Source organism: Nocardia puris (assembly GCF_036051655.1).
GTDB lineage: Bacteria > Actinomycetota > Actinomycetes > Mycobacteriales > Mycobacteriaceae > Nocardia > Nocardia puris.
The window spans coordinates 5,780,173-5,805,864 of sequence record NZ_CP107943.1 but is presented as its reverse complement, the minus strand read 5'-3'; the positions used below and the strand labels follow the sequence as shown (position 1 = coordinate 5,805,864).

Here is a 25,692-nt window from a genome sequence, read left to right as displayed (position 1 = left end):
CGCCCGGGGAGTCTGCGAGTCCGCTCACAGAGCCGTACCGCCCCGCGCGCTACCGCCGATAGTGAAACGACGTTACGCAAGACGCCTCGGAGCTAGGAGACGAGAAACCTATGGCAGGTCGGCATCGTGTGATCAACCAGCGGGCGAGTGTGCTGCGCGGACTTCCGATCGCGGCGCTGCCGGTCGCCGCGAGCCTCGGGATCGGCGGGACCGCGCAGGCCTACACCGCGCCGCCCCCGGTGGTCGAGTCCGCGGCGGAGGTCTCCGCGCCCGATGTCCGGCCCGTCGCGGCGACCGAAGCGGACGCCGCGGCGTCCGCCTTCGTCCCCGCCGCTGCGGCGGCGAGCCCAACGGTTACGGCCGACGAGGTGGCGTTCGCCGAGCCGGTCGAAACCACTGCGGCGCAGCAGATTTCCTCCACCCCTGCCGCGCAGCCGATCTCGACCGCCCCGGTGGTCGCGCAGCCCATCGCCGACGCGAACCAGAACGGCCTGTTCCTCGGCTCGGTGATCGGCCAGGTCGCGGGCGGTGTCGGCGGCGCCCTGGTCGGCGGGGCGGCCGGCGCCACCCTCTCGACCGCGCTCGCCCTGCCCACCGCGGGCACGGCGGTGCCGATCGGCACGATCGGCGGCGCGGTCGTCGGCGGCGTGATCGGCACCTACGTGGGCTACTACGCCGGTTCCTTCCTCGGCGCGGCGGTCGCCGAACAGGTCCCCCACCTCATCCCCAACGTCCTGCCCTGACCTCGGCCCGACGCGGTGCGCCGATCCCCTGCGGGCGACCGCGCGGCGCTCACACCGGGCGCCGCGCCACCACCGCGAAATTCAGCGGGATCCGGGGTGCGCCGGGCGGGAGTTCCCACCCGCGCTCACTCGGTACCAGATCGGGGAAGCCGGGCCAGTCCATGTAGGGCAGTTCGGCGACCGCCTCGATGCGCAGGCCCGCGCCCAGGAGCGCGCCGATGATCTCGCCGAGGTCGTGGCGCCATTCGTGGTTGGTGGTGCTGGCGATCTGCCCTTCGGAACCGGCCGTGTACGTGCCCGAGTCGTCGTAGGTGCGCACGCCGCCGCCGGCCAGGTAGTCGTCGGTGATGGTCCATGGCTCGAAGTCCATGGCGCCCAGGATCGGATGGTCGTCGCGGATGACGAACACTCCGCCCGGTTCGAGCAGGTCGCGGATCGAGCGGGCCCAGTTCGCCAGCTCGGGCAACCATACGATCGTGCCCGCGCTGGTGACGATCACGTCGAAGCGGCGGTCGATCAGCGCGGAGGCGAACCGGGCGTCGCCCTCCACCCAGGTGAGGGCGCGCCCGTCGGCCTCGGCGATGCGCGCCGCGTGGCGCAACGAGTTCGGCGAGAGGTCCAGGCCGTGCACGTCCACCGCGCCGAGCCGCGCCCAGGACACCGTGTCGGTGCCGATGTGGCATTGCAGGTGCAGCAGCGACCGTCCCTCGATGCCCGAGGCGGGCAGGTGCGGGGCCAGCACCGACAGATCGTTGCGCACCACCACGGAGATGTCCGTGGGGTCGGCGAGAAACCCCTCCACGTCGTACATTTCGGAGCGCGCGTGCACGTCGGCGCGATCGTCCCAGTTCGCCCGGTTCGTGGCGATGGCGTCGGTGTCCCGCATGACAGGTCCCTTCCGGAGTCGGCTTCCGGCGGGATACTTCCGTACCGAAACATCTCACGCGAGCGATTTTCCGGACAGCGCGCGCCGACCACACCCGCGACCGGTCCGCAACACCTTCCACCGGCCCGGATACGATGCCCGGGTGCCCAGAACGCCCGACGGCGGTGCCGAGGACCGGATCATCGGCGTCGTGCTGGACCTGCTCGAGACCGACGGCTACGACGCGGTGCAACTGCGCGAGGTCGCCCGCCGCGCCCAGGTCTCGCTCACGACGGTCTACCGGACGTTCCCGACGCGCGAGGACCTGATCCTGGCGGCGGTCGAACACTGGATGGCCGCCAACGCCTACGGCGACATCCCCTCCCCGCCCCCTGGCGAATCGCTGCGCGACGGGCTCGTGCGGATGGTGCGCTACATCTTCGTGCCGTGGGACCGGAATCCGCGCATGTGCGCGGCCTACGTCCGGGCCAGGTCCGGTCGCAACGGCGAGCGCCTCGACCGTCAGGGTGTCGAGGCCATCCTGCCCACCGCGAGCGAACTGTTCGCCGGTGTCGACCCCGACTACGCCGCCGATATCGCCTTCGCCCTGTCGAACCTCACCTACGGCCTCCTCAATCGCATCGCCGACGGGTCGCTGGAGGTCGGCGAGATCCTGCCCGCGCTCGAGCGGTTCATCGACCGCCTGACCGGCGACAACGTCCCCTACACCCACCGGTCCGGCGGCCCGGACGCACAGACCTTCACCATCGGCGAAGCGCTGCTCGGCCCGTACGTCCCCCGGTCGAACCGGGACTGACGCCGCCTGGTCGGCCCCCTCCCGGCACCCCGTTCTCCGCGAGTAGTAACTATGTTACCGTTCCGTCGACCCACCGAGCGGTGGGTCATACCTTCTGTGGAACGTGATCCATGACATCCGGGCGACGGCGCCCGGACCGTCGACGAAAGTTGAACTGATGCACCAGCATTGGCGTCCCCGGTCGCGCACGCGACTGCGGGCGGCGGCCGCGGCTCTCGCCGCGGTGTGCGCCGCGGGCCTCACCCTGATCGGCACGAACGCACCGGCCGCCGCCGACCCGGTCGGTCCGTTCTACACGCCGCCCGCCCAGATCCCGGCCGAGCGCGGCGCGATCATCAAGACCGAGCCGATGCCGCTGCTGGCCACCCCGCCCTCGGCCGACGGGTGGCCGCGCCAGGCGCAACGCGTCATGTACACGACGCGACTCCAGGACGGTTCGCCGGTCGCGGTCACCGGAACGTTCATCGACGCCGGCGGACCGTGGCAGGGCGCGGGCCCGCGCCCGACGGTGATCGTGGGGCCCGGCACGTCCGGCCAGGCCGACCGGTGCGCGATGTCGGTGGCGTTCTCCACCGGGATGGCGCTGTTCACCGAGCCACCGGGCCTGTCGGCGAACCAGGAGCTGCCCTCGTCGGCCGCGTGGCACGCGCTGGGGGCGCGAGTGTTCGTGACCGACTACATCGGCCTCGGCACGCCCGGCATCCACACCTTCGCCAATCGCATCGAGGGCGCCCACGCCATCCTGGACGGCGCCCGCGCCGCCCACCGGCTGGCCGGCGTCGGCCCCGAGACGCCCGTGGTGTTCTGGGGCTATTCGCAGGGCGGCGGCGCGGCGGCCGCGGCGGCGGAGATGCAGCCGAGCGACGCGCCGGAACTGAATCTCAAGGGCACCTGGGCCGGGGGGCCGGTCGCGGACCTGGCGGCCATCCTGGACACCATCGACGGCGCGCTCATCGGCGGCGCGATCGGGTTCACGATCAACGGCATGCTCGCCCGCTACCCCGACCTGCAGCGCGCGGTCGACCGCGTCACGAGCCCGTCCGGGCGCGCGATGCTGAACACCCTCAGCGAATCCTGCGTCGGCGACCTGATTCTGAAATACCCGTTCCTGCATACGAGTTCGCTCACCCTGGACGGCCGCAGCCTCTCCGAGCACCTGCACGCCATCCCCGAGGCGGCGCCCGCGCTCGCCGAACTCCGCGTCGGCACACTGAAACCCACCACGCCGGTGCTCGTCACCAGCGGAATCAACGACGACACCGTGCCCTACGGCCAGGCTCGCCGCCTCGCCGAGCAGTGGTGCGACAAGGGCGCGACGGTCACGTTCCGCACCAACCACCTGCCCCCGATCCTGCCCGGCACCACGATCCCCAACCACTTCGGCCCCGACCTCATCGACGGCTACGGCCCGGACAACGCCATCATGTACCTGCTGGACCGGCTGGCGGACAAACCGATCTCGGAGTGCACCTTCGACTGATTCGTACCGAATGACCCGGCGCGAGACCGCTTCCCCGGACAGCGCTCTGACACGCTCACCGCGCCGGGCGACGGTGTCGATCAGGAACGCGCCGATGGCGGTCGAGCCGGTCGGCGGGTGCGCGTGCGGCTCGATCGCGCACCGAAACACGCTGCGCACCAATTGATCACGTGCCTGACGCCCGGGACCCATGGACGCACCAGCGCGTCACCGGAGATGGCACGGCACTCTCTCCCGGCTCAAACACGCTGCACACCAACTGATCACGCGCCCGGCACCCGGGACCGATGGACGCACCGGCGCGTCACCGGCGAGGATCCGGCTACCCCTGCGGACTGCTCCTACCATCCGGTGTGGCCGAGCAGGGCCGCGCACCGTCCATCGGTCCGAGGCGTTTCAGGCCGCGCCCAGCCGTTCGATTCGGTTGTCGCGGTTCAGGATTCGGGCGGCAGTATCGGCGGCGCGAAGACGTCCTCGAGCGGGGTAGGTCCGGTGTAGCGGCGGCAGTTGCAGCGCACCCATTCGCGCAGCCCGTGCGGGGCCCGGCGGGAGATCTCGGCGTGACAGGTGCCGGTGGCGCGGTCGTGCAGCGCCAGGTCGTGGCCGCAGCCGCAGCGCGCGGGGAGTGACCGCCGCGCCGCGCGCGTGTGCCGCCGGTGGCCGAAGCGGCCGACGACCCAGCCGAGGCCGAGCAGACCGGCGCCCACCGCGAGACTGAGGGGATCGAACACTCTTGCAGTGTAGGTAGCCGAGGCGACCGCTCGCATGTTTCGTCACCGAACGCTTATTTTCATCACGCATGCCGGACCGCGAGAACTGTCGAAAACAACCAATCTCCACCCTGATCGACAAGACGGAGCTCGCCCGGTTGACATCAAGCGCACTTCAAGAACCAAGCGGTGATCCGAGGTAAGGCATGCCTTACCTCACCGGCCAGTGCGCCCCGCTCGACAGGCGACCGCACGCCACAGGAGGAACGCAGCAGACCATGGGCACCTCGACCACGGCACCCGCCTCCCCGCCCGGCGACGACCAGCCCTCCGGACTCGCGAACACGGGCGCCCTCGCGCGGCTGCTCGCCACCGTCCGGCCGCGCTTGATCGCCTGCGGCATCCTCTCGGCCCTCTCCGCCGCCGCGGGCATCGTGCCCTATATCGCCGTCGCCGAGATCGCCCGCGTCATGCTCGACAACCCCACCGACGCCGCGGCGACCGTGTGGACGTGGGTCGGCGTCGGCTCCGCGGGCGCGGCGCTGTGGTTGCTGCTGTTCGTGCAGTCCTCGCGCCTGGGTCACTTCGCCGACGCCGCGATCCTGCACGACCTGCGGGCGCGGATCGTGCGCCCCCTCGGCGCCCTGCCGCTCTGGTGGTTCCGCGCACAGGGGTCGGGCCGGTCAAACGCGCGATGACCGGCGATCTGGAGGAGATGCACGAGGTCATCGCGCACTCCCTCGGGCAGCTCACCGGGGCGGTCACCGTCATGGTGGTCGGGGCGGGCTATCTGATGGTCGTCGACCTCCGCATGGCGCTCGTCGCTCTGAGTGTGCTGGCACTGATGGGCCCGTTCTATCGAATCTCCATGCGCTCCATGACAACCCATATGAAGGCAACCCATATGAACCGGCTGATCGCCGCCGAGGGCGGGATCAGCGCGGCGAGCGTCGAGTACGCCGACGGCATCCAGGTGGTGAAGGCGTTCGGCACCGGCGGCCGCGTCCTGCGCCGCTTCGACCACGCGGTGGAGGCTCGAAAACGAGTTGTTCGCTGGAACGTCGCGCCCCTACAATCGCGCGTACTCGGCTCGACGGGAGGGAGCCCGCTCATGGCACCGTGGAAATCCAGGCGCCGCCTCAGATTCTCCGTGATGCTCACGTTTCTCGGTGGACTGATCTTCGCCGCGATCCTGATCGCGATCGGCCTGCCCGGCGACCGCGAGGTCCTGGTGTGGGGCGGCAACGAAGTGTCGTCCACCGACGAGTGCATCGAGATCGGCGGCGCCGGTCGCCGTGACTCGTGCGGTGATATCGCCGACACCGAGGTGCGCTACCAGGAGCCCAACGGCTGGCTGATGGCCTTCGGCGGACTCGTGGGCGCCGCGACGCTCGGCACCACCGGGTCGCTGATGCGCAAGGGCCGCAGGTATTACACGATCGACGGCGACGGCGCGGAGTCCCGCGCGGAGCTCGAGCCGGTGGCCCTGCTCCACGGGCTCGGCGAGTTCCGTGCGGCGTTCTTCGCCTCGCGGGGCGCGCTCGTCAACGATCGCGAACTGCTGATCGGCCAGTTCGAATCCGGCCTCGTGCGCTACGACATCGACCAGCGCCCCGGGGGTTACCGATGGGACGAGATCGAATCGGTGCGCACTCGCACCACGACGCAGTTCGAGGAACGCAAGTACAAGGGCACCGAGTTCGAGCACGTCCTCACCTTGGCCGACGGAGCCGTGATGCGCACGCAGGGCACTTACCGTGACCCGCAATGGGATTCGAACGCCGACGCGTCGAACCCCGTGTACCGCTTCGCGGTGCTGATCCAGGCCGTCAACGAGGTCGTGTCGGCCGTGCGGCTCCCCGCGGCGCGCGAGGAGCTGGCCAAGGGCGGATCGCTCGACTTCGACGACATCGTCGTCACGACACAGCATTTGCGCTACCAGGGCAGCGCGACACCGTGGGCGGTGGTGGGCGCGGCCGATATCAAGAACGGGCAGCTCACCTTCCCGCACATCGATCGCCGGTCCCCGGTGGTCCGGAACAAGAGCGTCGGCAAGATCCCGAATCTGCCGCTACTGCTGATGCTCAGCGACGAACTGCGCCAGTCGGGATCGCGCAGAACGGCCTGACGAACCGCGCGGGCGAATGCGTCACGCGCGCACCGGGTTTTCCACGAGTTCGGCCAGCTGACCGGTGACGGTCCCCCACCCGTACTCGAAGCCCAGTTCTTCGTGGCGCGCCCGCGCGGCCGGGTCACCGTGGCGGACGAGCACGCGGTAGTCGGTGCCGCCCGGATGGTCGGCCAGGGTGATCTCGGCGGTCATCGGCACCGGAGCGCCCTGGGCGGGGCGCCGATCCCCGTCGAGGGCGTTGGTGAACACCAGCCGCTCTTCCGGCTCGACCAGCAGAAAGCAGGCGTCCAGGTGCGGGACGAACGTCTCGCCGTCCTCGCTCATCCTGGTCACGAACGCACCAGCCGGGCGCACCTCGAGGCGGTCGACGCGGCACCGGGTCGGCGCGGGCAGCCACCACTGCGCCAGGCTCGCCGGATCGGTCCAGGCCCGCCAGACACTGGCCCGCGAGGCGCGGATGACGCGGTGCAGGGTGAGGTCGAGGTCAGGATTCATCGCTGTTCTCCTTCGGGTCGGTGAGGAACTGCTCGAGGCGATCGGTTCTGGCCTCCCACAGCCGCCGCTGATCGGCCAGCCAGTCGTCGACCAGCGCGAACCGCTCGCGCTCGAGTTCGCACACCCGCACCCGGCCGGTCTTCACCGTGCGGATCAGCCCGCTGGTCTCCAGCACGCGGATGTGCTTCATGAACGACGGCAACGTGATCGGCACCGCCTCGGCCAGTTCGCCCACGCTGGCCGGCCCCGCGCCGAGGCGGTGCACCACCGCCCGGCGCGAAGGATCCGCCAGGGCCGCGAACACCCCGTCCAGCGCTTCCGAATACTTAGCCATGTAGCTAAGTATTCCGAAGCGGGCGTCGCGGCGCAAGCCCGGCGCGCACAGATCCGGTTCTGCTCGCCCTACGCTGTTCATCACCGGAGAACTCGCGCACTCCCGCGAATTCACCGAGGACGCCTACTGTGCCGCCGTGACCACAAGGAGATGATCGTCGTACCCGCCGCGGGCCACTTCGACCTGTGCGACCGCGTCGACCTCACCGACGTCTGAACCCGGCGCCGCACCGGACCGCCGCGAGCACCCGACGAAAGGAAAGGCCCATGGTCGGCAACGACAGGGCACGCGACCACAACCGCACGGGGACCCTCACCCTCGCCCTGGTCATCCTGATCATCGCCCTCACCACCTACCTCGACTCACTCGCCTGCTGACCCGCATTCCCAGCCCGGGCGTACCGAATAGATCGCGAGCGCGGTCACCCAAGCCGTGATCCCTGGCCCCGCACCGAGTCGCCGCACTGGGGTCGAAACGCCGCAGGTCGAGAACGTAGTGGAAGCCGATCCCCCTCGGCGCCCGCTGTCCCATGTGTTCCGGCGTCGAGGGACTCGTCGGTCGCCCATCCGGTCGCGCCGCGAAGACGCTTCGAGATCGGCTGTCGTGGAGATCATTTCATCCACCGCCCAGTCCCAGGGCGGATGCACCGCGGCAGCATCCGCCTGACCCACGCCATCGATGTCGCGCCGGGCGCTGAATGTGGGTGCGGCACGCTCGGATCATCGCCGGGCGATGATCGCTGAGCCCGCCCCGTCCGGCATCACGAGGCGTTGCGGAACGGGATCCGCCAGGCCGATGCCGACGCCGGCGAACGCGAAGACCCGGCCGACCACCGACATGCTCGCCGAGAACCGCGCGTTGGAGCAACGGGTCGCACAGTTGGCGGGCAACGAGATATTACGTTCTGCGAGTGCGTATTTCACCTCGGAGCACGGCCTGATCCGGCGGTGATCATGCGGTTCGCTCAACTGAGCAGTCAACACCCGGTCGAGTTACCGCTACGGGTCCTGGGCATCGCGTCCTCGACCTCTACGAGTGGCGCGAACGCGCGCAGCAGCCATCACAGCGCCGGGTCGAGGACGAGACGCTGCCGGCCGAGAGTATGGATATCCACATCGGTTCCAGCGGCACCTACGAGTCACCGAGAGTGCATGCGATGGTGCGGCGCAGAGGAATTCGCGTCGGCCGCACACGAGTGGAGCGGTTGATGCGGTCCTGGCGTCCACAGGGAGCCGCGGCCCGCCGACACTCAGACCTCCGCGCGCCGGCGCTCAGGAAGACTCCTTGCCCGTCGTGTGGTCGAACCGTTCCCACTCGCTCGCCCACGCCGCGTGGCGGCGCCGGTCCAGCAACTGCCGGGCGCCCCACGCGATCACCAGCGCACCGCCCACTGTTGCGCTCAGCGTCACAACGCCGGCACTGATCCCGGCCGACACCGCGGTACCGGGTCCGGCCGGCGCGGGCACCGGCTGCCCGTCGCCGGAAAGCCAGACCACCAGGCTGTCACCAGCCGAAGCGGACGCAGAGGTGTCGACGACGGCGGTGCCGCCGTGGCCTGCCTCGGACCACCCGACACGTGCGGTGTACCGCTCGACGGCGTAGCCACGTGGCCCGATCGTCACCGAGCGCGCCGGGGTCTCCCACACCGTCGCGGTGACCGATGTCAAGCGTGCTCTCTCGTCCCGAAGCCGTTCTTCCGCAGCGGAATAGGACGCCGTCCCGACCGCACCTGCCAAAGGTATCGCCGCCAGCACCACGGCCACGAGCAGGACCCACAGCGCAGACTCCCCTCGATCCGACGGCCGCATCAGCGGATTTCGGCTCCACGGTCGCCGATTCCACCGGCACGCCATCGACGGATACCACCCCGGCACCGCCATCACCTGCTTCGCCCGTGACCGCGCGGGGTGATCAGCCGGTCACCTGTATTCGCGTTCAAGATGACTGCTCCTCACTGGATTCGACATGTCACGTGTCCATCGTCCGGAGACGCCACCGAATCGAAGTAGGGCCGTTGGTCCTGCCGAGACCGGACCGTTGGTCTTCTGGCACTGCCCGATGGGGACCAGGACGGTCCAACGTCCTGCTACGAGGGGACGAAGTGCCGTATCGACGGACTTTCCCCGCGCCAAGAATCAGAACCAGGAAATTCCCACCGAGAAGGAGTCGTCATGAGCTGGACAGTCACCGCGGTGCTCATCGCCGCGATTTTCGCGGCCATGGTCATCGTCACCACCTATCTCTCCACCAAGAAACCCTGATCTCGCGGCGAGAGCGACAGGCTTCACGCACCGAATCGAGACCGCGGTGAACCCGATCGAGTCACGAGCGATTCCTCCCGCCGCACCTTCCGTGGTCGCAGCGAGGCCGGCCGGGGCGGTGAGTGCGCACGGGCGGTCGTCGAGGCCGCCCGTTGGCCGAGCGATGGGCCGAGCGGTCCCGCACGTTCCCGATGTGCGGATAACCCGGGGGTCCACCGGTACGGTCCCGCCCACCATCTCCTCCAATGGTCTCGGACCGCTCGGCTGGTGGTGGGCAGCCGGGGCATTCCGGGGGCTTCTACTCGGTTCGACAACACTACCCTTGCCAAACATGCCCGCTGAGCCGTGATGGTCGTTCATCCTCGCTGATCGGGGAGGCGACCCGCGGCCGAGGCCAGCAGCTCGGAGATGCCGCTCTCGATGCCCTCCGCGAGCACGTCGATGTCGGGGGTCGTGTCGTAGTCACCGGTGATCCCGAAGACGAGCCGATCCTCGTAGCTCAGGATCGCGATCGTGGTACGCAGTCGCATCGCGATCGGGATGCACGGCAGGATCTCCAGTACCGGACACCGATTCACGGTCAGCCGCCGGTTCGGGCCGGGCACGTTGGTCGCCAGGGCCGTGACGCTGCGCTGCGGGAAACGCCCCGCCAGCCGGAAGGCCAGCGCGACGACCGCGTAGGGCAGCGACTCGGCCACCACCAGCATCGACCGTTCGGCGTCGGCCTCCCCCCTGGCGCGGTGATGCGCGACCCGGGCGTGGACCGCGGCGAGCCGCGCGACCGGATCGGATTCCTCGACGGGCAGGTGCGGAATGATGGCAGACACGCGATTGTCCAGCACGTGGTCGGCGGTACTCTCGCGGACCGAGACCGGGATCAGGATGCGCACCCGCCGCGCGGCCGGGTCTTCGCCGCGCCGGATGAGCAGCGTGCGGTAGGCCGAGGTGATCGCGGCCAGTGCCACATCGTTGACCGAGGCCGAGTACGCGGTCCCGACCTCGCGCACCTCGGTCAGCGACGCCCGCGCGACGACGTACCGTCGTTGCCGCCCGATCGGGCCGTTCAACGAGGACGACCCGCTCGGCGCGACAGCGGCGAACACCACCGGCACGAGGCTGCGCGCGGTCGAGATCGCCCACCGCGGCGCCGCCACGGGCAGGCGTGCCACCCTGACCGTCAGATCGAACCACCTGGCGGCCGGCCCCCGGGACTTCGGCGATGCCTCCGCCGCGGGCTCGTCGTCCACCGGATCACACAGCCGCTCGAACAGGGTCATCCCCGAGATCCCGTCGACCATGGCGTGATGGGCTTGCACGATCAGCGCCCAGCGATCACCCGCCAGGTGCTCGACGACGACGCACCGCCACAGCGGGTGGTCGCGGTCCAGGCGTTCGGCCAGCTCCGTGGCGATCACCTCACGCAATGCCGATTCGTCGTTCGGCTCGGGCAGAGCGGTCCAGCGAACATGATGGGCCAGGTCGAAATGGGGGTCGGCCTCCCACACCGGCGCCGCCACGTCCCACCGCGACCCCCGCACCCGCTCGCGAAGGCGCCCGACGCGGTCGAGGCACGCTGTCAGCCAGTCGGTGAACTCCGACCGCGTCGGCGCCGGTCCCGCCATGACGGCCACGGCGCCGATCCCCAGGCTGATGTGCCGGTCGGCGTCCTCCAACTCCAGGAATCCTCCGTCCAGGGGATGCAACTCGCTCATCGGTCGACCTCGCGGTAGGTGAACATGCCGTTCGCCACGGCGCGCGACGGCGTACGGCCATTGGAACCATTCTCGCGCGTGGCCATCCGAACCGGACAGAGGCGATGGTCCGCCGAAGACCTCGCGGTGGGCATGTTCGTCGCAGTGGCTTCGGTCCGTGCGGTGGGGGCACCTCGACCCTGCTCCCGTCGCAGGGCCGCGAGCGAAGCTGGCAACCGAGGCCGTGCCCTCACCCGGCCCGACCGATCAGCGCCCGCGGGCCGGACGTGAACGGCCTCGCACCGTCGACTCAGCGGAAGGAGGCCGCCACGCAGACCGCGGTCGACTCCCGAGGACCGACGGATGCCTATCGCCGGGACGGGGGCTTCGCCGCGGTCGGACTCGCTCGACACCGAAATGGTGATGGGTCGAAGGTCTCGCCGCTGATCGCGCCGGTCACTGCCTCGTGACCGCGCCACTTCGGTGCCATTGGTCCCCGCGAGACGGGCATACCGGCTCTGCTCGGCGACGACCTGTGCGCGCGAAGCTGGCACCATGACTCCCACACCTTCTCCCCGCGTCGCGATCCTGTTCGCCACCGCGCAGGGCTCCACCCGGGACATCGCGGAATTCATCTACGAGGAACTGATGTCACGTGGCGCGCACGCGGAACTGTGCGACATCGAGCACGCGCCGGACCTGACCGGCGTCGGCACCGTCGTCATCGGCAGCGCCATCCACAACATGGACCTGCTCCCCGGGGCCGATGCCTACATCCGCCACAACCTGCCGACCTTGACCGGTAAGGATGTCCGGCTCTTCACGGTCGGACTCGGGCCTGCCCTACGCGGCCCGGTCGGCCGGTGGGCCGGACGCCAGATCCCGCGCAAGATCGCCGCCGTCCTCGGCATGCTGCACCCGCGCGACTACACCGCCTTCGCCGGCAAATACGAACGCGAAGGAGTGTCCTGGCGCGCCAGAGCGATGTATCGGCTCCTCGGCGGCGCCCGCTACGGCGACCTGCGCGACTGGGATGCCGTGCGGCGCTGGGCAGGCACCATCGCCGACAGCCTGGAACTCCCCCGCTCCTCGACCATCGACACCGCACATCCCTGATCGAGCCGGACGCTCGCACCGCGGGCGTCGCGGTGAATTCCGCGCGCTGCGCGGTGGCGAACGATACGAGCCCGTCGAGCACAACCCGATGATCGGCTACCGAGGCTGCTACCGGTACATCCGCGAACCCGACCTCTTCACCGCCGAACTCTCCGCGCTCGCCGACGCCCGCCACGACAACCCGAATCTGCACATCATGATCCCCTTCGTGCGGACCAGGTGGGAACTGGAAGCCTGCCTGGAAATCGTCGACGCCAGTGCGCTCGGCAGACAACGTGGCCCGCATCGCTGGTGATGGCCGAGGTGCCCTCGGTGCCGCACTGGCTGCCCGAATACGTCGGCCTCGGCATCGATGGTGTCTCCATCGGCGGCAACGACCTGACCCGGCTGATGCTGGGCGTCGACGGCGACTCCGAGGAGTGCGCCGAGCTGTTCGACGAATCGGATCCGGCTGTGCTGGAAGCCATGTCGCGCATCATCGGCGTAGCCCGCCGCCTTGGCGTCACGTCGTCGCTGTGCGGCCAGGCGCCCTCGAACCGGCCGGCGTTCGCCGAGCACCTGGTGCGCATGGGCATCACGTCGGTATCGGTGACGCCGGACGCCGTCGCGGCGACGCGCCAGGTCGTCGCGTCCGCGGAACGCCGCGTCCTGCTCGATCACGCGCTCGCCGGCACCAACCACCCGTCACGCCCGGCGTGACCACTCCCCTTCGAACACCCGACACCGAAAGGCTCGATCATCCTGCTCGGAGCGGCGGCGCTCGAGCTCGGCGCGGCAGGCATCCGGGTCTGCTCGGTGCACCCGGGACCGATCCACACCCCGATGACCACCGAGCTGGACCCCGGTATCGCGGCGGGACAACCACTTCCACGCTTCGGTGAGCCCGAAGAGGTCGCCGCGATGGTCGGCTTCATCGTCACCGAGGCGACGTTCTCCACCGGATCGGAGTTCGTGCTCGACGGCGGCGCGACCGCCGGCGCCGCGCTGGTCCTTCCTTCATGAACTCCGCACGATGGGCGGCAGGCCCGCCGCCCGCACGAGTCTACGAGACCCACACGGTGTCGTGCTGCTGTGCGGCGCGCGGGCCTGCATGACGGAGAAGAAGCCGCCGCGCACCGACTCCACGTTTCGCCGATGTGGCGGTCCGGCGCGAGGTCGAGGTGTTCGGGCCGCGCGAGCGGCTCGCCCATCGGTCACAGACCGCGCAGTTGCTCGTCGTCGGTAGCCGGGGTCGTGGTGGCTTCCGCGGTCTGCTCCTCGGGTCGACCAGCGACCGGCTGGTCCACCACGCCGAGTGCCCGGTCATGGTCGCGCACCACGACTGATCGGTGTGGGCTCGGGTCCTTGCGGTTCGGTTCGTCCGCCGGAGGCCAGGGGTCGGCGCCACCCGTCGACGCGGTCGCGGCGCGAAACGCCGCGACCGCTGTCGCCAGCGTCGGGAACAACCGTTCGGCACCGATCCGTCCGGTCAGCCCGCAGGCGTCGAGATCATCGCGCAGATCCTGTTTCACCCGGGCCATCGCGAAGACCACGCCGCGCCCGGACAATTCGGCACGCACCTGCTCGACGGCGTCGAGCGCGGTCAGGTCCACCTCGACGTTCGCCTCGGCGCTGAGAACGAACCACCGGAGTTCCCTGCCGCCGGATTCCGCCGCTGCCAGCGCGCGTTTGCGGAAGTCCTCCGCATTGGCGAAGCACAACGGCGCGTCATAGCGGTAGATCACCAATCCAGCGATCCGTGTGGCGTCGGGGTAGTCGTCCACATCGTGCATCCCCGCCAGGTGGGGGACGAAGCCGAGCACCGCGTCATGCGCGTGGGCGATCCGTCGTAGCAGGTCCGACACGGACAGGGCGATCGCGACCAGGATGCCGTAGAGCACACCGAGTGCCAAGACGGCAACCACGGTCCCCACCGCGAGTAGGAGTTCGCTGCGGCGGAAACGCGCCAGCCGAGCGAACTCCGACACGTCGATCAGCCGCAGCGCGGCGTAGACCACCAGCGCACCCAGCGCGGCGACGGGGAATCCGGCCAGCACGCCGGTCGCGCCGAACAGCACGACCAGCACCGCGGCACCGGTGACCAGGGCGTAGAGCTGGGTCCGGGCCCCGAGCAGATCAGCGATGGTCGTGCGACTGCCGCTACAACTCACCGGAAAGCCGTGGGTCAGCGCCGTGGCCACGTTCGTCGCACCCAGGGCCGCCAGCTCGACATTCGGCCGCACATGGTCACCGTGCCGTGCCGCGAACGCGCGACCGGTCAGCGCGTTGTCGGAGAATCCCACCACCGCGATACCGACGGCGGGCAGCAACAACGCGGAGACGTCGGCGAACTCCAACTCGGGAAGACCCGGTACCGGCAGCCCGGTCGGCACGCTGCCGATCACCGCGATACCGAATCGCTCCAGTGACAACGCCGATACCGACACGGCCGCCGCCAGGACCGCGATCAACGGGCCCGGCGCACGCGGCAGCCACCGGGCCATGGCGAGCAACGCCACCAGTACCGATCCCGCCAGCAGCGCCGTCGCGGGATGCCACTGGTCGATGCCGGCCACCAGCGAACGCGCCTGCGCGAACACCGTGTCACCCTCGACCGGCACTCCGGTGACTCTCCCCGACTGCCCCACGATCATCAGGCCCGCGGTGCCGGCCAGATAGCCGACCAGCACCGGGTGCGACAACAGATCCGCGAGCACGCCCAGCCTGATCAACGCGCCGAGCAGGCACAGCGCGCCGACCAGCAACGCGAGCAACCCGGCCAGCGCGGCGTACCGCCGGGGGTCGCCGCCGGCCAGCGGCGCCAGCGCCACGGCGGTCAGCAGCGCGGTGGTCGACTCCGGTCCCACCGACAGCTGACGCGAGGTCCCCCACAGCACGTACACGGCCAGCGGGGCGATCGCCGCCCACAGCCCGACCACCGGCGGCAAGCCCGCCACCGTCGCGTACGCCATCACCTGAGGGATCAGATACGCCGCCACGGTCACGCCCGCGACCACATCCGCGCGGAGCCACGAACGCCGATAACCCCGGAATTGCCGCAAGCCCGGCAGCAGACGCGTCACCATCGTTCCGGTCTCGACGGGGCAATCGGGCCGCGGGATCGCATGGACCGGTCCGCACCGAATTGTCGGAGGGTACGGCCGATCTCGGCGCCCAATCGCTCGAATCCGGCGCCGGACACGGCACCACGGACGCACCGTCGCCTCGGGCCCGAGGAGGAACCGTGACGAGTGATCCGATGAACCCACGACCACATCCGTCCTTTCCGCTCGCAGGCGCCACAGCGGCGTCGAGCGCCCAACATTCACCGCCGGGGCCGTACCCGGAACCGAGCCGAAGGTCCTCGCCGGGACGGTCACTGGTCCCTGAGGTGCGCGCGACTCCGCATGATCGACGGTGCGGGCGGGGCCGGATCACCCTGTCGTGGCCGAACGCAGAACAGCCAGCCGATCCGCGTATTCCTTCGCGTCGATCTCGCCGCGGGCGAAACGCTCCGCCAGGACATGTTCGGCGCCCGGCGGCGCCGGGTGCGCACGACGCTCGTTGTCCACCCGGAACAGATACCGCAGGGCGAGCACGAAACCGGCGATCAGCAGAGCCCAGAACAGGACCATGCCGAAGCCCATCCAAACGTAGCTCCAGCCACCGACATCGTGGTCGTACCAGTACATTTCAGTCTCCTTCCGTGCCCCGGACCGCGCGGCGCAGCGGTTCGCCGGTAGTGCAACCATGACCCTTCCCGCCACTGCGGGGTAAGGGCCGATAGGCCCCTTCGAGCAGTGCCGATTGCCCCCGATGACTTTGGTCGAAGCTGCTGGGGACCAACGCCTCTCACGAGGAAGCGGGCAGCGGCGAGACAGTGTGTCGACACACCGCGGACACCGTATCCGGTCTGCGGACAGACATCGGAGGAACCACCGTGAGTGACAGCGTCACCGGCGCCGCGTACCACAACAAGCCGGGCCAGAGCCTCGCCGATCCCTACAACATTCCCGGGATCCTGCTCTTCTTCACCGGGATCGTCGGACTCGCCTCGACCTTGACGGCCGCGGGTTACGGCTTCGGCGGCTGGACCACGCTCGGGGCGATCGCGACGGCGACGAGCTTCACCGGGAGCATCGCCGTGTTCGTCCTCGAGCACGAGCGGCTGCGCAGGCTCGCCGCCCGACGCTGAGTCCGCCCGCACGCAGAAGCTGACATGAGCACGACGGCTGGGCAGTTGCTCCTGGTGGTCGCCGTCGTGTTCGCGGTGAACCTGCTGCCGGCGTTCGGGCCGCCGAACGCCCTGCTCGTGGTGTTCTTCGGACTCAACGGGAACCTCGATCCGGTCCCGCTCGTCGTCTGCGCCGCCGTCGCCTCGGGTGCGGGCCGGTATGTCCTCGCCGCCGCCACCCGTCGCGCCGGCGGCCATCTCGGCCCGCGGCGCACAACCAACCTGCGGGCCGCCGGTGACCATCTCACCGGTCGTCGTGGCCGCAAATTCGCCACGATCGGGGTATTCCTCGTCTCACCGCTCCCGTCGGCGCAGTTGTTCGAGGCGGCCGGGCTCCTGGGTCTGCGCCTGTTTCCGCTGACCGCCGCGCATGTCGCGGGACGAACAGTGAGTTTCTCGCTGTACCTCAGCGCCGCCGAGGTCGCCGAGCGCAGTCTCGGCGAGACCCTCACCGCCTCGTTCACCACGCCCTACGGCATCGCCGTACAGATCGTGCTCCTGGTCGGCGTCGTCATGCTGGCCCGCGTCGACTGGACCGGGTATCTCCCGGTGACGACAGCACATCCAGCACAGACCCACCGGGCCGGTGAGCACCGATGGCCCTACCCACCCCCGTCGTCCTCGCCGCGTAGCCCGGCGAAGAAATCCTCGGAGAAGTAGGGCCGGTGCACCAGGGCAGCCGCCGCCGTCGCGATGGCGAGCAGATCGGCCGCGATCGACAGCGCGGTGACCGGCGAAGGCGGACGACAGCCCGTCTCGGAGGACCTCGAAGACGGTCGGCGCGGTCGCTCCGCCGAGGTCGGCCCGCAACAGACTCACGCCACGACGATCGCCATCGCCCGCACTGCGGGCCACGGGACCGCGGACAGGCGTCGTAGAAGTCGGTCGATCAAGTCTGGGTCAGACAGGACGCCGGACACCTGACACTCCTCCTGCTCAGGGCGGGTCGACATCGAGGGCCGGGCCGTCGCCGCCGAGGGTTTCACCGCCCTGAACGCACGCCTGCGTCGTTGTCGCTCATCAGCGACTCCGCGACGGGACGTCGTGGCGTTTCCGGCGACTTCCCCGCGCTCGTCGGCGCCCGACGAGGCGGCCACCGCGCACGGTGGCCGCCTCGGGTCAGCCCTGCTCCCGGTCGCGGACGACGATCATCGGAATGTCGACCGAGTGCAGCAGGGCGTTGCTCGTGGAGCCCAGCAGCATGCTGGTGAATCCACCGCGTCCGTGACTACCCACCACCAGCAACTGAGCCGAAGCGGCCTCCCGCAGCAGGGCGCGGACCGGGCGGTTGGCGACGACGACGCCGCGCACCGCCACATCCGGATAGCTCTCGCGGTAGCCCGCCAGCGCCTCGGAGAGTTCGGTTTCGGCTGTCTGCCTGCCCGTTTCCCAGCCGAACGCGGGCAGATCGGCGCTGGAGTCGTCGAACGCGTGCACCGCCACGAGGTCGACCTTGCGGCGCGAGGCCTCCTCGAACGCCAGTCGTACCGCGGGCACGCTGTTGTCGGACCCGTCGACGCCGACCAGCACCGGCAGCGCGGCAGACACCGGGTCCGTCGCGACGATGCCCTGGACCACGGCGACCGGGCAGTGGGCGTGACGCGTCACGGCGGTACTGACCGAGCCGAGCAGCCCGCGCTGGAAAGCGCCGATGCCGCGGCTGCCGACCACGAGCATCTCCGCCGTGGTCGACCGGTCGATCAGCAGCGGTGCGGCCCGTTCGAACGCGACCTCGGTGGTGATCGTGAGGTCGTCCTCGGGCACCGCCGCGCGGGCCACCCGCGCCGCTTCCCCGACCACTCGCTCGGCGTCCACCCGGAGCCATTCCAGATCCGCCTCACCCAGCGACATCCCCGGGCCGAAGCCTGTCTGGATCGCCGCCGAGGTGAGAATGTGCAGCGGCAGGCGATGCAGCGCCGCTTCGGCCGCCGCCCACGCCGCGGCCTGATAGGAGTTGGCGGAGCCATCGACCGCGGCCAGCACGGGCCGGGGTCGATGGTCGGTGGGCCGCACGGTCTTCTCGGTCATGGTCGAGCCTTTCTGGGGGTCACCGGCCCGTCGCGGGCGTCGACATCCAGCATTCCCGCGACCGCCCCGCGGAAGTCAGGGGCCAAAGTCATTGGTGCGACGGCCGATCGGTTCCGATTCCGCTCCGTGGTCGCGGTGTCACCGCGGCATCAGCTGTGCTCGGGTGCTTGCCGTTCCAGCAGGCGGATGCCGGTCACGATGTCGGGATCGATCGTGATGACGGTGTCCATCATGCCTTCCACCCAGGGCCGTAGCCGCCGCTCGTAGCTCGCGATGCGCCCGGGGCCGCAGACGGCGCGGGCCAGTCCGGTCACCGACACCGACCATCCGACGCGGCGCACCGGATCGATCTCGTCGGCGCCGTAGGTGACCACCACCGGCGAACTGTGGGCGGCGAGCCTGTCCTTCTCGTCCACAGCAGAAGGGCAGACGACCACCGGGTCTGGTGGTCACCCGGGCGTCGACCCTGTCCGGCTGGAATCGGCGCGGATGCGGGACGGTGAAGATCCCCCGGTGCGGGAGCAGCGCGACCGTGCCCGCACCCGGGACGAGCGCGAGCCCGACGTTCGGCGAGGACCGCGCGGCAGCGCATCGCCCTGTCGAGACCACCGCCCTGATCGGCCGTCCGATCGCCGGGTACGACGACGCGCGCGGCCAACTCTGATGCTCGAGCGCGGCGCCCGCGCACCTGCGATCTCCACGGTGCGCTCCGACAGCGACGGCCACCGGATGTCGCGGCGCCGAACCTGCCGGCTCCGCCGCGCAGATCCTGCTCGCATCCCGGCCAGGGGCCAGGCGGGGCATCGTCGGGGCCGGCGGTAACCGAGGCCGGGCGGCTTTCCCGGCTCACGGCTCGGTTCGACGGCGAACGCGCTGGTCCAGTGCGCCCGCTGCCCCGTCCTGGTCATCCATCCGGGCTCCGAGTGAGGAGCGTACGGCACCCTCGGCGTCAGTGATGTTCGGACGTCAGTGATGTTCGGGAAGCATCAGGTCCTCGACGGGGCGACGAGGCGTCACGGCCGGTGGATCCCCGGTATCCCGTGCCCATCCCACGCGCAGGACAGCGTGCGGGAACGCGGTGCCGCCCAGTACTTCGGTCCGGATGAAGTCCCGCCGCGACTCGAGCGGCTGCGTGAGCAAGCATGTCGCCAGACCGATGTTGGTGGCGGTCAGCAGCACCGCGCTGATCGACTCACCGGCACGCAACCTCGACAGCGCATCGTCGCCCGGTGTACCGGCGAGGAAGAACTCGGCGTAATCGACGACCGCGGCTTCCATGCTCTCCGCGGAACCGGATGCGGTCGGCGGCCACGGCGTCCTGCGCCCGGTGCGCCCCTCGCCGAGCGCTCGGCGCGGCGGTGGGACCTGTGCGAGCACAGATCCGCTCGCACAGGTCACCGTCGGTCGACGCGAGCTCGCGTACTCCGCGAGGTGTACGCGGTCGCTGTCGGAGACGAGCCGCACGATGCCGCCCAACGCCGCCGCGCGCTCCCGGAACAGGCCCAGATATCCGGCCGGTATCGGCCTGAGCTGGTAGGGACGATCATCACTGCGCCGCTCGGTGATCGCGTCGCGCAGCGACTTCTCCAGCATCGTGGGGCGATGCGGCACCAAGCGAAGTGACGCCAGCAGACCGGGTCGGGCGGGATCCGGCAGCCGACGGACCACCGTGGCCCACCCGGCCGCCGCGAACGCCACACTCACGTGGTGCAGCGCGATGCCACACCCCAGAAGCGCGTCGCGCGACGCGGGATCGGTCGCGAACGTCGAACAGCGCGGATCGAGGTGGAGGTGAACGCCCTGATCGGTCACCCGCCACCGCCACGGCTGGGTGTTGCGCCGGGACGGCGCACGCCCGGCGAGCGTCAGTGCCGCTGTGACTGTGCGGCGGTCGGGCATTCCGGGGTCCATGGGGTGTCGTCCTTTCGTAGACGTATCCCACGGTGCCATCGCGCCCCGAGCGGAGTTAGAGCACGAAGGCACCGTCCGAGATGACTTCGGGCCGATATCCCAGCTCACCGCCGGCTCCGCTCCGGTGGCGGAGGCCGCCCACCCCGACGACGAGCTGTCGCCGAATATCGGATGCGAGTGCAAGTCGCTGAGCGCGGACTTCTCGCGCGGCGAGGCTCGATGGACCGTATGCGTGCAAGTGGCGAACGACCAGATCGTGACGATGACCTGCCGACTCCGGTTCAGCGCGGCGGGCTGCCACTCCTGCGAGCGGGCGCACGCGCCGCATTTCGACGTCGCACTTCGACCCGCTTCGACCCCGGGGACGAACGGCGGCGCGCGGTCCGCGACGGCGACCTGCTCTGGTTCAGGGCCATCCGCGAGGGCAGGGCGGCGAGCGCGGCTACGACACCGTGGACCGGTCGCGCCGACCGGTCGGTCGAGCATCGGCCACTACTCGACTTCCCTGCGGCCGAGTCCGCCGGGCCGCGGACGCGCTCCCCGAACAGGACTCCTCCGGCCCACGGACCGTGCCGCTGGCCGACGCCTCCGACCTGGCGCACTCGCGCACGGGACCTGTCCACGACCCGGCCTTGGAATTCGTCCGATACCACGCGAACTCGGCCGCCACCGCGCGCCGGTGCCATCGGCCGCGCCAGAGAGCACGGTCGCGGAGAAGGCGGCCGGCCGGCAGCTCACGAGGACCGACCGCGACGCCCGGCCGCGGTCAACGCGATGAGCGCCGCGCAGCTCACCCATTCGTTCGGCAACCGGCGGCTGGTCGGTCCCCAACCGACCACAGACGACCCGCCGCCTGGCTGCGCGGAGCTGACCCGATAGAACTTGGCCTCCGCAGGAAATCCTCCGTCGGGCAAGCGCTTCGCCTCGAGCACGTCGAGAGCCTCGGCGCAGCGTGGATCCTCGATCAACTCGGCCTCGGCCAGCACTGTCAACGCGAACAGGATGTCGTAGTGCCAGTAGCACGGAAAGTGCAGTTCGAGAAAGGATCGATCGATGACCGAGCCGTCGGTGCGGCGGCGGAACAGCCGACGTCCGAGGAACAGCTCCGAGGCGCGCAGGACCGCCTCGCCGACCTCGGGATCTCCGGTGGTGCGGGCACAAGCGTTCAGAGCCCGCAGCGGGACGAGGCTCTCCCCGAAGGACGACACGTGACCGGTCGCTCGCCGATCACAGTTCCAGCCGCCGTCGGGCCATTGAGCACGCAGCAGACGATCGACGAGGTGACCGACGCGCTGGTCCGCCAGCCCCAACCGCAGCAGCGCCCAGACCAGGTTTCCCTCGATGGACGCGTGCAACGTCGGCAGTTCCCGGTCCCGAACCCGGCCGATATAGCGCCGCTCGTACTCCGGCGACAGCAGCCAACCCAGGGCTTGCTCGCGCAACGGCACCAAGGATTCGTCACCGGCCGGATATCCGAGTTCGGCCAACGCGACAAGCACCCAGTGTGCCCCTCGCCACTTCGCGCTGTAGGGGTGGAAGGGCAGTGTGCCGTCGACGAGCCGTTCGGAGAGCAGACGCCGCACGCGCTCACTGCCGGGAATCGCCGCGGCCGCCGTGATCACCGCGGGATCCGACGGCGGCACTCCGAGCACGCCGAGGAGGGTGCGCCAACGGATGGACGGCTCCTCGGAGTGGAGTAGCCGTGCCACGATCGGATCCGCGTCGGCCGGCACTCTCAACACCTTCGCCCTGCGGTACTCCCGGCCGGTTCCGTCGCCGCCAAACCCACCACGTCGATGATCCGCATCCATACCGCCGCGGGCGTGAGAAGGCCGTAGTGCCCGTCGTAGCGGTGGTACAGCACATGGCCGCGACCCCGCTGTGGGTCCCGGTAGAACACGAACGGCCAGCCCGTCAACTCCAGACAGTCGACCGCGGCGTCGATACCGAGCTCGGGTGCGCTCGCGGCACTGATCGAGACGGCCTCCCTGGCCGCGCTCACCTGCTCGGGCCGCGGGTCCAGCTGGGTAAGGCGAAATCCCGTGGAACCCGGCCGATACAGGACGCTGTCGACACCGCTGCCGGATTCGGTGAACAGGTGGAAGTCGTAGTCGAGCAACGCCATATCGAGCGCCGCCTCGTCCCGGGTCTGCGCCGTGCGCGCGAACGACTTGCGACGCAGAATTCCCCGCTCCTCGATGGGGCGGGGAAAGTAGGGCACCTGTTCTCGGACGTGACAGGTTGGGACCAGACTCGCCGAGGCAGGCACCCCACGGGCAGGGCCCTGATGCCGGCGCCCACGCGCATCGGACACAGATTCGCCGGACCTTCGTCACTTCACCTAGTGAAGCACCGCGAGCGGGCGGCAGCCACCGGTGCCGCGCGACCGCGCGCGGGCAGGGCTGTGCGGCCCGGCGGGCGTGGACTGCCGGCCCTTCCGGCCACCTCTCGGACTGAGACAACGCGCCACGAGGAGGTAGCGATGTCATCCACCCTCGGCGAAGTCCCCGATCCCCCGGTGCGCCACGACGGCGCCGGATCAGCGACGGTGCGCCGGCCGGAACCGAACCTCCTCCAGGAATGGTGGGACGAGGTGATGGGCGCTACCGGACGAGATCGGAAACGAGCGCCCGAATCCAGGTGACGGAACCCGCGCGTACCGCCGCTGAGTACCGCGCGGTCGTCTTCGACATGGACGGCGTGGTCACCGACGCGGCCGCGGTCCACGCGAACGTGTGGACCGCTCTGTCCGGCGCGGACTTGCCCGCGCTCGGCGGCGCCGTTCGGTCCCGGCCGGGGGGCGACCGATCACGCTCTCCGTCACTCACAGCCGGGTCACGCGACGCCTGCATCCCAGCACCCGCCACCCGCCCGTGCGTCGAACATGCGGAGCGCACCCCGGGACTCGGGGCAGATCTGGGGCATGCCCTGCCCTGCGACACCACGGTTCCCGCCGGCAGCTGACGACCTCGCGCGATGCCGACGTCAGGCCGGTGCCGTCGCCCGGTGATCGATCCACGCGTTGTAGCCGCCGACCAGGTCACTGACCTGCTCGATGCCCAGCGAGCGAAGCAGTGACGCTGCGACGCTCGAGCGCCATCCGCCCGCGCAGTGCACCACGATCGGCACCCCGGTGGGCAGCTCACCGATCCTGGCACGCAACTGTGCCAACGGAATGGGCATCGCTTCGGGGATGTAGCCGAACTCGCGCTCGCCGGGATTGCGGACGTCGACGAGGGCGACCCGGTCGGCGTCGAGGAGCTGCCGTAGCTGCTCGACGGTCGTTCGCGGCGCCGATTGCACGAGATCGGCCAGCTCAGCGGGAAAGACACCGCCGTGGTCGACCGTGAAGTAGCCGACCGCGTCGTCGGACCCGATGCGGGCCAGTCGCAGCGCGGCGTCCTGTTCCTCGCCAGGGTAGGCGATCAGTACGATCCGGTCACCGATCCCGGCCACCATTCCGCCGGTTTCGGCGAAGCGGCCGTCGAAACCGACATTCACCGATCCGCGCAGGTGCCCGGCGGCGAAATCCTCAGGGGTACGGGCATCGAGGATGACTGTGCCGGACGCCGATTCGTCCCGAACCTGCCGCGCGGTGAACGCCGGGATCACGCGGTGCGGATCCAGCACCGCGCGGTCGCCCTTGTTGAGGGCGGCGTCGACGTGGAAATACTCCGGGACAGCCGGCTGGCCATCGGTGATCAGCGCGACGAAGGATTCCTCGCTCATCGGCCGCACCGACGGATTGGTTCTGCGCTGTTCCCCGATTGTCGAGGTCAGCTCCGCGGACAGGTTCTTCCCGCACGAGGAGCCCGCACCGTGCGCGGGCATGACGATCACCGAGTCCGGCAGTGCCAGCAGGGTCTGGTGGATGGTCCGGTACATCGCCCGCGCGAGATCGGTGGTGGAGCCGTCACCGAGGTTGACCAGGTCGGGTCGGCCCACATCCCCGATGAACAGCGAGTCACCGGTCAGCACCGCCGTCGGCCGGGCCGTCGGATTCTCGCGCACCAGCAGGCTGATCGATTCCCACGTATGCCCGGGAGTGGACAACACCTCCAGGTCGACCTCGCCCAGCGACACACGCTCGCCGTGCGCGAGCCGACGGATCGGATACGCGGTCTCGGCCGCCTCGCCGAAACCGATCCACGCCCCGGTGGCGGCGAGCAGCTCGAGATGACCGGAGACGAAGTCCGCGTGGAAGTGCGTGTTGATCACGCCTTCGATCGTCAATCCGAGTCGCCGTGCGTCGTCGAGATACTCGGTGACGTCGCGCCGCGGATCGACGACGACGGCCCGGCCGGTGCTCTCGTCGCCGATCAGATACGAGGCGTGGGACAGGCATTCGAGGTAGTACTGCTCGAGGATCATCACGTTTTCCTCCAATCCGACGACACGTTCGCGCTGCCGCTGTGGACAGCGTCGCATATACCCCCTAGGGTATGCAAGTACCCCCGGGGGTATTTTTGATCCGGATCCCTACGTCTCCGAGGAGGAGTTATGTGCTATGCCGTCACTTGTTCGACCTGCAAGAAGACCACGTGGGGCGGCTGCGGAGCGCACGTCGACAGCGTGCTGAAATCCGTGCCCGCATCTCGGCGGTGCACCTGTGAGCCGACACCCGATCGCACCGGCACCCCCGGCATCCTCGGCCGCATCCTGGGCCGCTGAGCCTGCTGGCCGAGCGCGCGAGGAAGCCGCCCGATCGAGCGACAGCCCGCACCGCTTCCGCCTCGCCTACCCGCCACCCACCCGGCGAATCATGCCGGAAGACATACCCCCACCCGCATAAGGAAACCAAACGTTGAGCAGCAAGAACACCTTCATCGGCGAGCAGTCGCCGGCGACGTCGGAACGCGAAGACGGATCCGCGCCGCCGGGGACCCCAGCCGGCGCG

24 protein-coding genes and 5 pseudogenes are annotated in these 25,692 nt (G+C 69.9%); 14 read left to right on the top strand and 15 right to left on the bottom strand.

The genetic code is table 11. The annotated features are described in order from the left end of the window. Positions 1-110: 110 nt before the first annotated feature. Complete coding sequence (locus OHB21_RS26790; RefSeq protein ID WP_195126749.1) at positions 111-743, top strand: hypothetical protein; 633 nt, start codon at positions 111-113, stop codon at positions 741-743. 49 nt (positions 744-792) lie between these two features. On the opposite strand, the gene OHB21_RS26785 is transcribed toward OHB21_RS26790, so the two are convergent. Next, positions 793-1,629 (bottom strand): class I SAM-dependent methyltransferase, encoded by an 837-nt coding sequence (locus OHB21_RS26785; protein ID WP_195126748.1) that lies wholly within the window; start codon positions 1,627-1,629, stop codon positions 793-795. Between the two features lie 142 nt (positions 1,630-1,771). Here OHB21_RS26785 and OHB21_RS26780 point away from each other — a divergent pair, with 142 nt between their 5' ends. After that, entirely contained in the window at positions 1,772-2,425 is a 654-nt protein-coding gene (locus tag OHB21_RS26780) for a TetR family transcriptional regulator (RefSeq protein WP_067512509.1), read from the top strand. Positions 2,426-2,582: 157 nt separating this feature from the next. Beyond that, entirely contained in the window at positions 2,583-3,905 is a 1,323-nt protein-coding gene (locus OHB21_RS26775; RefSeq protein WP_195126746.1) for a lipase family protein, read from the top strand. A gap of 434 nt (positions 3,906-4,339) precedes the next feature. On the opposite strand, the gene OHB21_RS26770 is transcribed toward OHB21_RS26775, so the two are convergent. Beyond that, positions 4,340-4,636 (bottom strand): hypothetical protein, encoded by a 297-nt coding sequence (locus OHB21_RS26770; RefSeq protein ID WP_067512511.1) that lies wholly within the window; start codon positions 4,634-4,636, stop codon positions 4,340-4,342. Positions 4,637-4,893: 257 nt separating this feature from the next. Here OHB21_RS26770 and OHB21_RS26765 point away from each other — a divergent pair, with 257 nt between their 5' ends. Both OHB21_RS26765 and OHB21_RS26760 read left to right on the top strand, forming a co-directional pair. Next, positions 4,894-5,313 (top strand): hypothetical protein, encoded by a 420-nt coding sequence (locus OHB21_RS26765; protein WP_228801691.1) that lies wholly within the window; start codon positions 4,894-4,896, stop codon positions 5,311-5,313. Further along, positions 5,310-6,743: a DUF6585 family protein gene (locus OHB21_RS26760; protein WP_228801690.1), complete on the top strand. Its 1,434-nt coding sequence runs from the start codon at positions 5,310-5,312 to the stop codon at positions 6,741-6,743. The genes OHB21_RS26765 and OHB21_RS26760 overlap by 4 nt, the downstream gene beginning before the upstream one ends. A 21-nt stretch (positions 6,744-6,764) precedes the next feature. On the opposite strand, the gene OHB21_RS26755 is transcribed toward OHB21_RS26760, so the two are convergent. The 3 genes from OHB21_RS26755 to OHB21_RS26745 form a co-directional block, all read right to left on the bottom strand. Further along, positions 6,765-7,241, bottom strand: coding sequence for an SRPBCC domain-containing protein (locus tag OHB21_RS26755; RefSeq protein WP_067512513.1), 477 nt, complete (start codon positions 7,239-7,241; stop codon positions 6,765-6,767). Next, entirely contained in the window at positions 7,231-7,575 is a 345-nt protein-coding gene (locus OHB21_RS26750) for an ArsR/SmtB family transcription factor (RefSeq protein ID WP_067512515.1), read from the bottom strand. The genes OHB21_RS26755 and OHB21_RS26750 overlap by 11 nt, the downstream gene beginning before the upstream one ends. 719 nt (positions 7,576-8,294) lie before the next feature. Next, on the bottom strand, positions 8,295-8,543 hold the full coding sequence (locus tag OHB21_RS26745; RefSeq protein WP_195126745.1) for a hypothetical protein: 249 nt from the start codon (positions 8,541-8,543) through the stop codon (positions 8,295-8,297). 134 nt (positions 8,544-8,677) lie between these two features. On the opposite strand from OHB21_RS26745, the pseudogene OHB21_RS37625 reads away from it, so the two are divergent. Continuing rightward, a pseudogene (locus OHB21_RS37625) lies at positions 8,678-8,779 on the top strand (IS3 family transposase); the annotation flags it as partial. Between the two features lie 67 nt (positions 8,780-8,846). Here the strand turns inward: OHB21_RS37625 and OHB21_RS26740 are convergent. Beyond that, positions 8,847-9,428 (bottom strand): Rv1733c family protein, encoded by a 582-nt coding sequence (locus OHB21_RS26740; RefSeq protein ID WP_438944320.1) that lies wholly within the window; start codon positions 9,426-9,428, stop codon positions 8,847-8,849. 764 nt (positions 9,429-10,192) lie between these two features. Continuing rightward, a complete protein-coding gene (locus OHB21_RS26735; RefSeq protein ID WP_067512519.1) occupies positions 10,193-11,548 on the bottom strand; it encodes a wax ester/triacylglycerol synthase family O-acyltransferase in 1,356 nt (451 codons plus the stop codon). Between the two features lie 534 nt (positions 11,549-12,082). Between OHB21_RS26735 and OHB21_RS26730 the strand changes: the two genes are divergently transcribed. From OHB21_RS26730 to OHB21_RS26715, 4 genes and pseudogenes are all read left to right on the top strand, one after another. Further along, positions 12,083-12,643, top strand: a complete 561-nt coding sequence (locus OHB21_RS26730) for a flavodoxin domain-containing protein (protein ID WP_067512521.1) — start codon at positions 12,083-12,085, stop codon at positions 12,641-12,643. A 25-nt stretch (positions 12,644-12,668) separates the two neighbouring features. After that, positions 12,669-13,342: pseudogene (locus tag OHB21_RS26725) on the top strand (putative PEP-binding protein); the annotation flags it as partial. 42 nt (positions 13,343-13,384) lie between these two features. Continuing rightward, positions 13,385-13,645: pseudogene (locus OHB21_RS26720) on the top strand (SDR family oxidoreductase); the annotation flags it as partial. 122 nt (positions 13,646-13,767) lie between these two features. Beyond that, a pseudogene (locus OHB21_RS26715) lies at positions 13,768-13,968 on the top strand (universal stress protein); the annotation flags it as partial. Between the two features lie 81 nt (positions 13,969-14,049). Here OHB21_RS26715 and OHB21_RS26710 read toward each other — a convergent pair. Further along, positions 14,050-15,708 (bottom strand): annotated as a pseudogene (locus tag OHB21_RS26710) (SulP family inorganic anion transporter); the annotation flags it as partial. A 348-nt stretch (positions 15,709-16,056) separates the two neighbouring features. Continuing rightward, positions 16,057-16,314 (bottom strand): SHOCT domain-containing protein, encoded by a 258-nt coding sequence (locus OHB21_RS26705; protein ID WP_067512527.1) that lies wholly within the window; start codon positions 16,312-16,314, stop codon positions 16,057-16,059. 248 nt (positions 16,315-16,562) lie between these two features. On the opposite strand from OHB21_RS26705, the gene OHB21_RS26700 reads away from it, so the two are divergent. Then, the gene (locus OHB21_RS26700) at positions 16,563-16,817 is read left to right on the top strand and encodes a hypothetical protein (protein WP_067512529.1); all 255 of its coding nucleotides are present in this window, start codon (positions 16,563-16,565) and stop codon (positions 16,815-16,817) included. A 24-nt stretch (positions 16,818-16,841) separates the two neighbouring features. Further along, positions 16,842-17,516 carry a hypothetical protein gene (locus OHB21_RS26695; protein ID WP_195126744.1) on the top strand — a complete coding sequence of 225 codons (675 nt, stop codon included), beginning with the start codon at positions 16,842-16,844 and terminating at the stop codon, positions 17,514-17,516. 459 nt (positions 17,517-17,975) lie between these two features. Here the strand turns inward: OHB21_RS26695 and OHB21_RS26690 are convergent, their stop codons facing one another. Both OHB21_RS26690 and OHB21_RS26685 read right to left on the bottom strand, forming a co-directional pair. After that, positions 17,976-18,884, bottom strand: coding sequence for a universal stress protein (locus tag OHB21_RS26690; protein WP_195126743.1), 909 nt, complete (start codon positions 18,882-18,884; stop codon positions 17,976-17,978). Positions 18,885-19,033: 149 nt separating this feature from the next. Then, on the bottom strand, positions 19,034-19,300 hold the full coding sequence (locus tag OHB21_RS26685) for a hypothetical protein (RefSeq protein ID WP_067512534.1): 267 nt from the start codon (positions 19,298-19,300) through the stop codon (positions 19,034-19,036). 116 nt (positions 19,301-19,416) lie between these two features. Here OHB21_RS26685 and OHB21_RS26680 point away from each other — a divergent pair, with 116 nt between their 5' ends. Next, a complete protein-coding gene (locus OHB21_RS26680) occupies positions 19,417-19,548 on the top strand; it encodes a hypothetical protein (protein ID WP_267465341.1) in 132 nt (43 codons plus the stop codon). Positions 19,549-19,850: 302 nt separating this feature from the next. Here OHB21_RS26680 and OHB21_RS26675 read toward each other — a convergent pair whose 3' ends face one another. The 4 genes from OHB21_RS26675 to OHB21_RS26660 all read right to left on the bottom strand — a co-directional run bounded on the left by OHB21_RS26675 (position 19,851) and on the right by OHB21_RS26660 (position 25,166). Then, the gene (locus OHB21_RS26675) at positions 19,851-20,903 is read right to left on the bottom strand and encodes a nitroreductase family protein (RefSeq protein ID WP_232331862.1); all 1,053 of its coding nucleotides are present in this window, start codon (positions 20,901-20,903) and stop codon (positions 19,851-19,853) included. Positions 20,904-21,529: 626 nt separating this feature from the next. Beyond that, positions 21,530-22,528: a hypothetical protein gene (locus OHB21_RS26670; RefSeq protein WP_195126742.1), complete on the bottom strand. Its 999-nt coding sequence runs from the start codon at positions 22,526-22,528 to the stop codon at positions 21,530-21,532. Positions 22,529-22,530: 2 nt separating this feature from the next. Beyond that, positions 22,531-23,016, bottom strand: a complete 486-nt coding sequence (locus tag OHB21_RS26665) for a sigma 54 modulation/S30EA ribosomal C-terminal domain-containing protein (protein ID WP_195126741.1) — start codon at positions 23,014-23,016, stop codon at positions 22,531-22,533. Positions 23,017-23,780: 764 nt separating this feature from the next. After that, positions 23,781-25,166 (bottom strand): MBL fold metallo-hydrolase, encoded by a 1,386-nt coding sequence (locus OHB21_RS26660; protein WP_195126740.1) that lies wholly within the window; start codon positions 25,164-25,166, stop codon positions 23,781-23,783. Between the two features lie 129 nt (positions 25,167-25,295). Here OHB21_RS26660 and OHB21_RS26655 point away from each other — a divergent pair, with 129 nt between their 5' ends. Then, the gene (locus OHB21_RS26655) at positions 25,296-25,466 is read left to right on the top strand and encodes a hypothetical protein (protein WP_328436189.1); all 171 of its coding nucleotides are present in this window, start codon (positions 25,296-25,298) and stop codon (positions 25,464-25,466) included. Positions 25,467-25,692: the final 226 nt, after the last annotated feature.

Excerpts from the sequence above, each read along its gene's own strand:
- OHB21_RS26790 (WP_195126749.1), top strand. The coding sequence starts at position 111 with ATGGCAGGTCGGCATCGTGTGATCAACCAGCGGGCGAGTGTGCTGCGC.
- OHB21_RS26785 (WP_195126748.1), bottom strand. The coding sequence starts at position 1,629 with ATGCGGGACACCGACGCCATCGCCACGAACCGGGCGAACTGGGACGAT.
- OHB21_RS26775 (WP_195126746.1), top strand. The coding sequence starts at position 2,583 with ATGCACCAGCATTGGCGTCCCCGGTCGCGCACGCGACTGCGGGCGGCG.
- OHB21_RS26765 (WP_228801691.1), top strand. The coding sequence starts at position 4,894 with ATGGGCACCTCGACCACGGCACCCGCCTCCCCGCCCGGCGACGACCAG.
- OHB21_RS26760 (WP_228801690.1), top strand. The coding sequence starts at position 5,310 with ATGACCGGCGATCTGGAGGAGATGCACGAGGTCATCGCGCACTCCCTC.
- OHB21_RS26755 (WP_067512513.1), bottom strand. The coding sequence starts at position 7,241 with ATGAATCCTGACCTCGACCTCACCCTGCACCGCGTCATCCGCGCCTCG.
- OHB21_RS26750 (WP_067512515.1), bottom strand. The coding sequence starts at position 7,575 with ATGGCTAAGTATTCGGAAGCGCTGGACGGGGTGTTCGCGGCCCTGGCG.
- OHB21_RS26740 (WP_438944320.1), bottom strand. The coding sequence starts at position 9,428 with ATGGCGTGCCGGTGGAATCGGCGACCGTGGAGCCGAAATCCGCTGATG.
- OHB21_RS26735 (WP_067512519.1), bottom strand. The coding sequence starts at position 11,548 with ATGAGCGAGTTGCATCCCCTGGACGGAGGATTCCTGGAGTTGGAGGAC.
- OHB21_RS26730 (WP_067512521.1), top strand. The coding sequence starts at position 12,083 with ATGACTCCCACACCTTCTCCCCGCGTCGCGATCCTGTTCGCCACCGCG.
- OHB21_RS26705 (WP_067512527.1), bottom strand. The coding sequence starts at position 16,314 with ATGTACTGGTACGACCACGATGTCGGTGGCTGGAGCTACGTTTGGATG.
- OHB21_RS26695 (WP_195126744.1), top strand. The coding sequence starts at position 16,842 with ATGAGCACGACGGCTGGGCAGTTGCTCCTGGTGGTCGCCGTCGTGTTC.
- OHB21_RS26690 (WP_195126743.1), bottom strand. The coding sequence starts at position 18,884 with ATGACCGAGAAGACCGTGCGGCCCACCGACCATCGACCCCGGCCCGTG.
- OHB21_RS26660 (WP_195126740.1), bottom strand. The coding sequence starts at position 25,166 with ATGATCCTCGAGCAGTACTACCTCGAATGCCTGTCCCACGCCTCGTAT.
- OHB21_RS26655 (WP_328436189.1), top strand. The coding sequence starts at position 25,296 with ATGTGCTATGCCGTCACTTGTTCGACCTGCAAGAAGACCACGTGGGGC.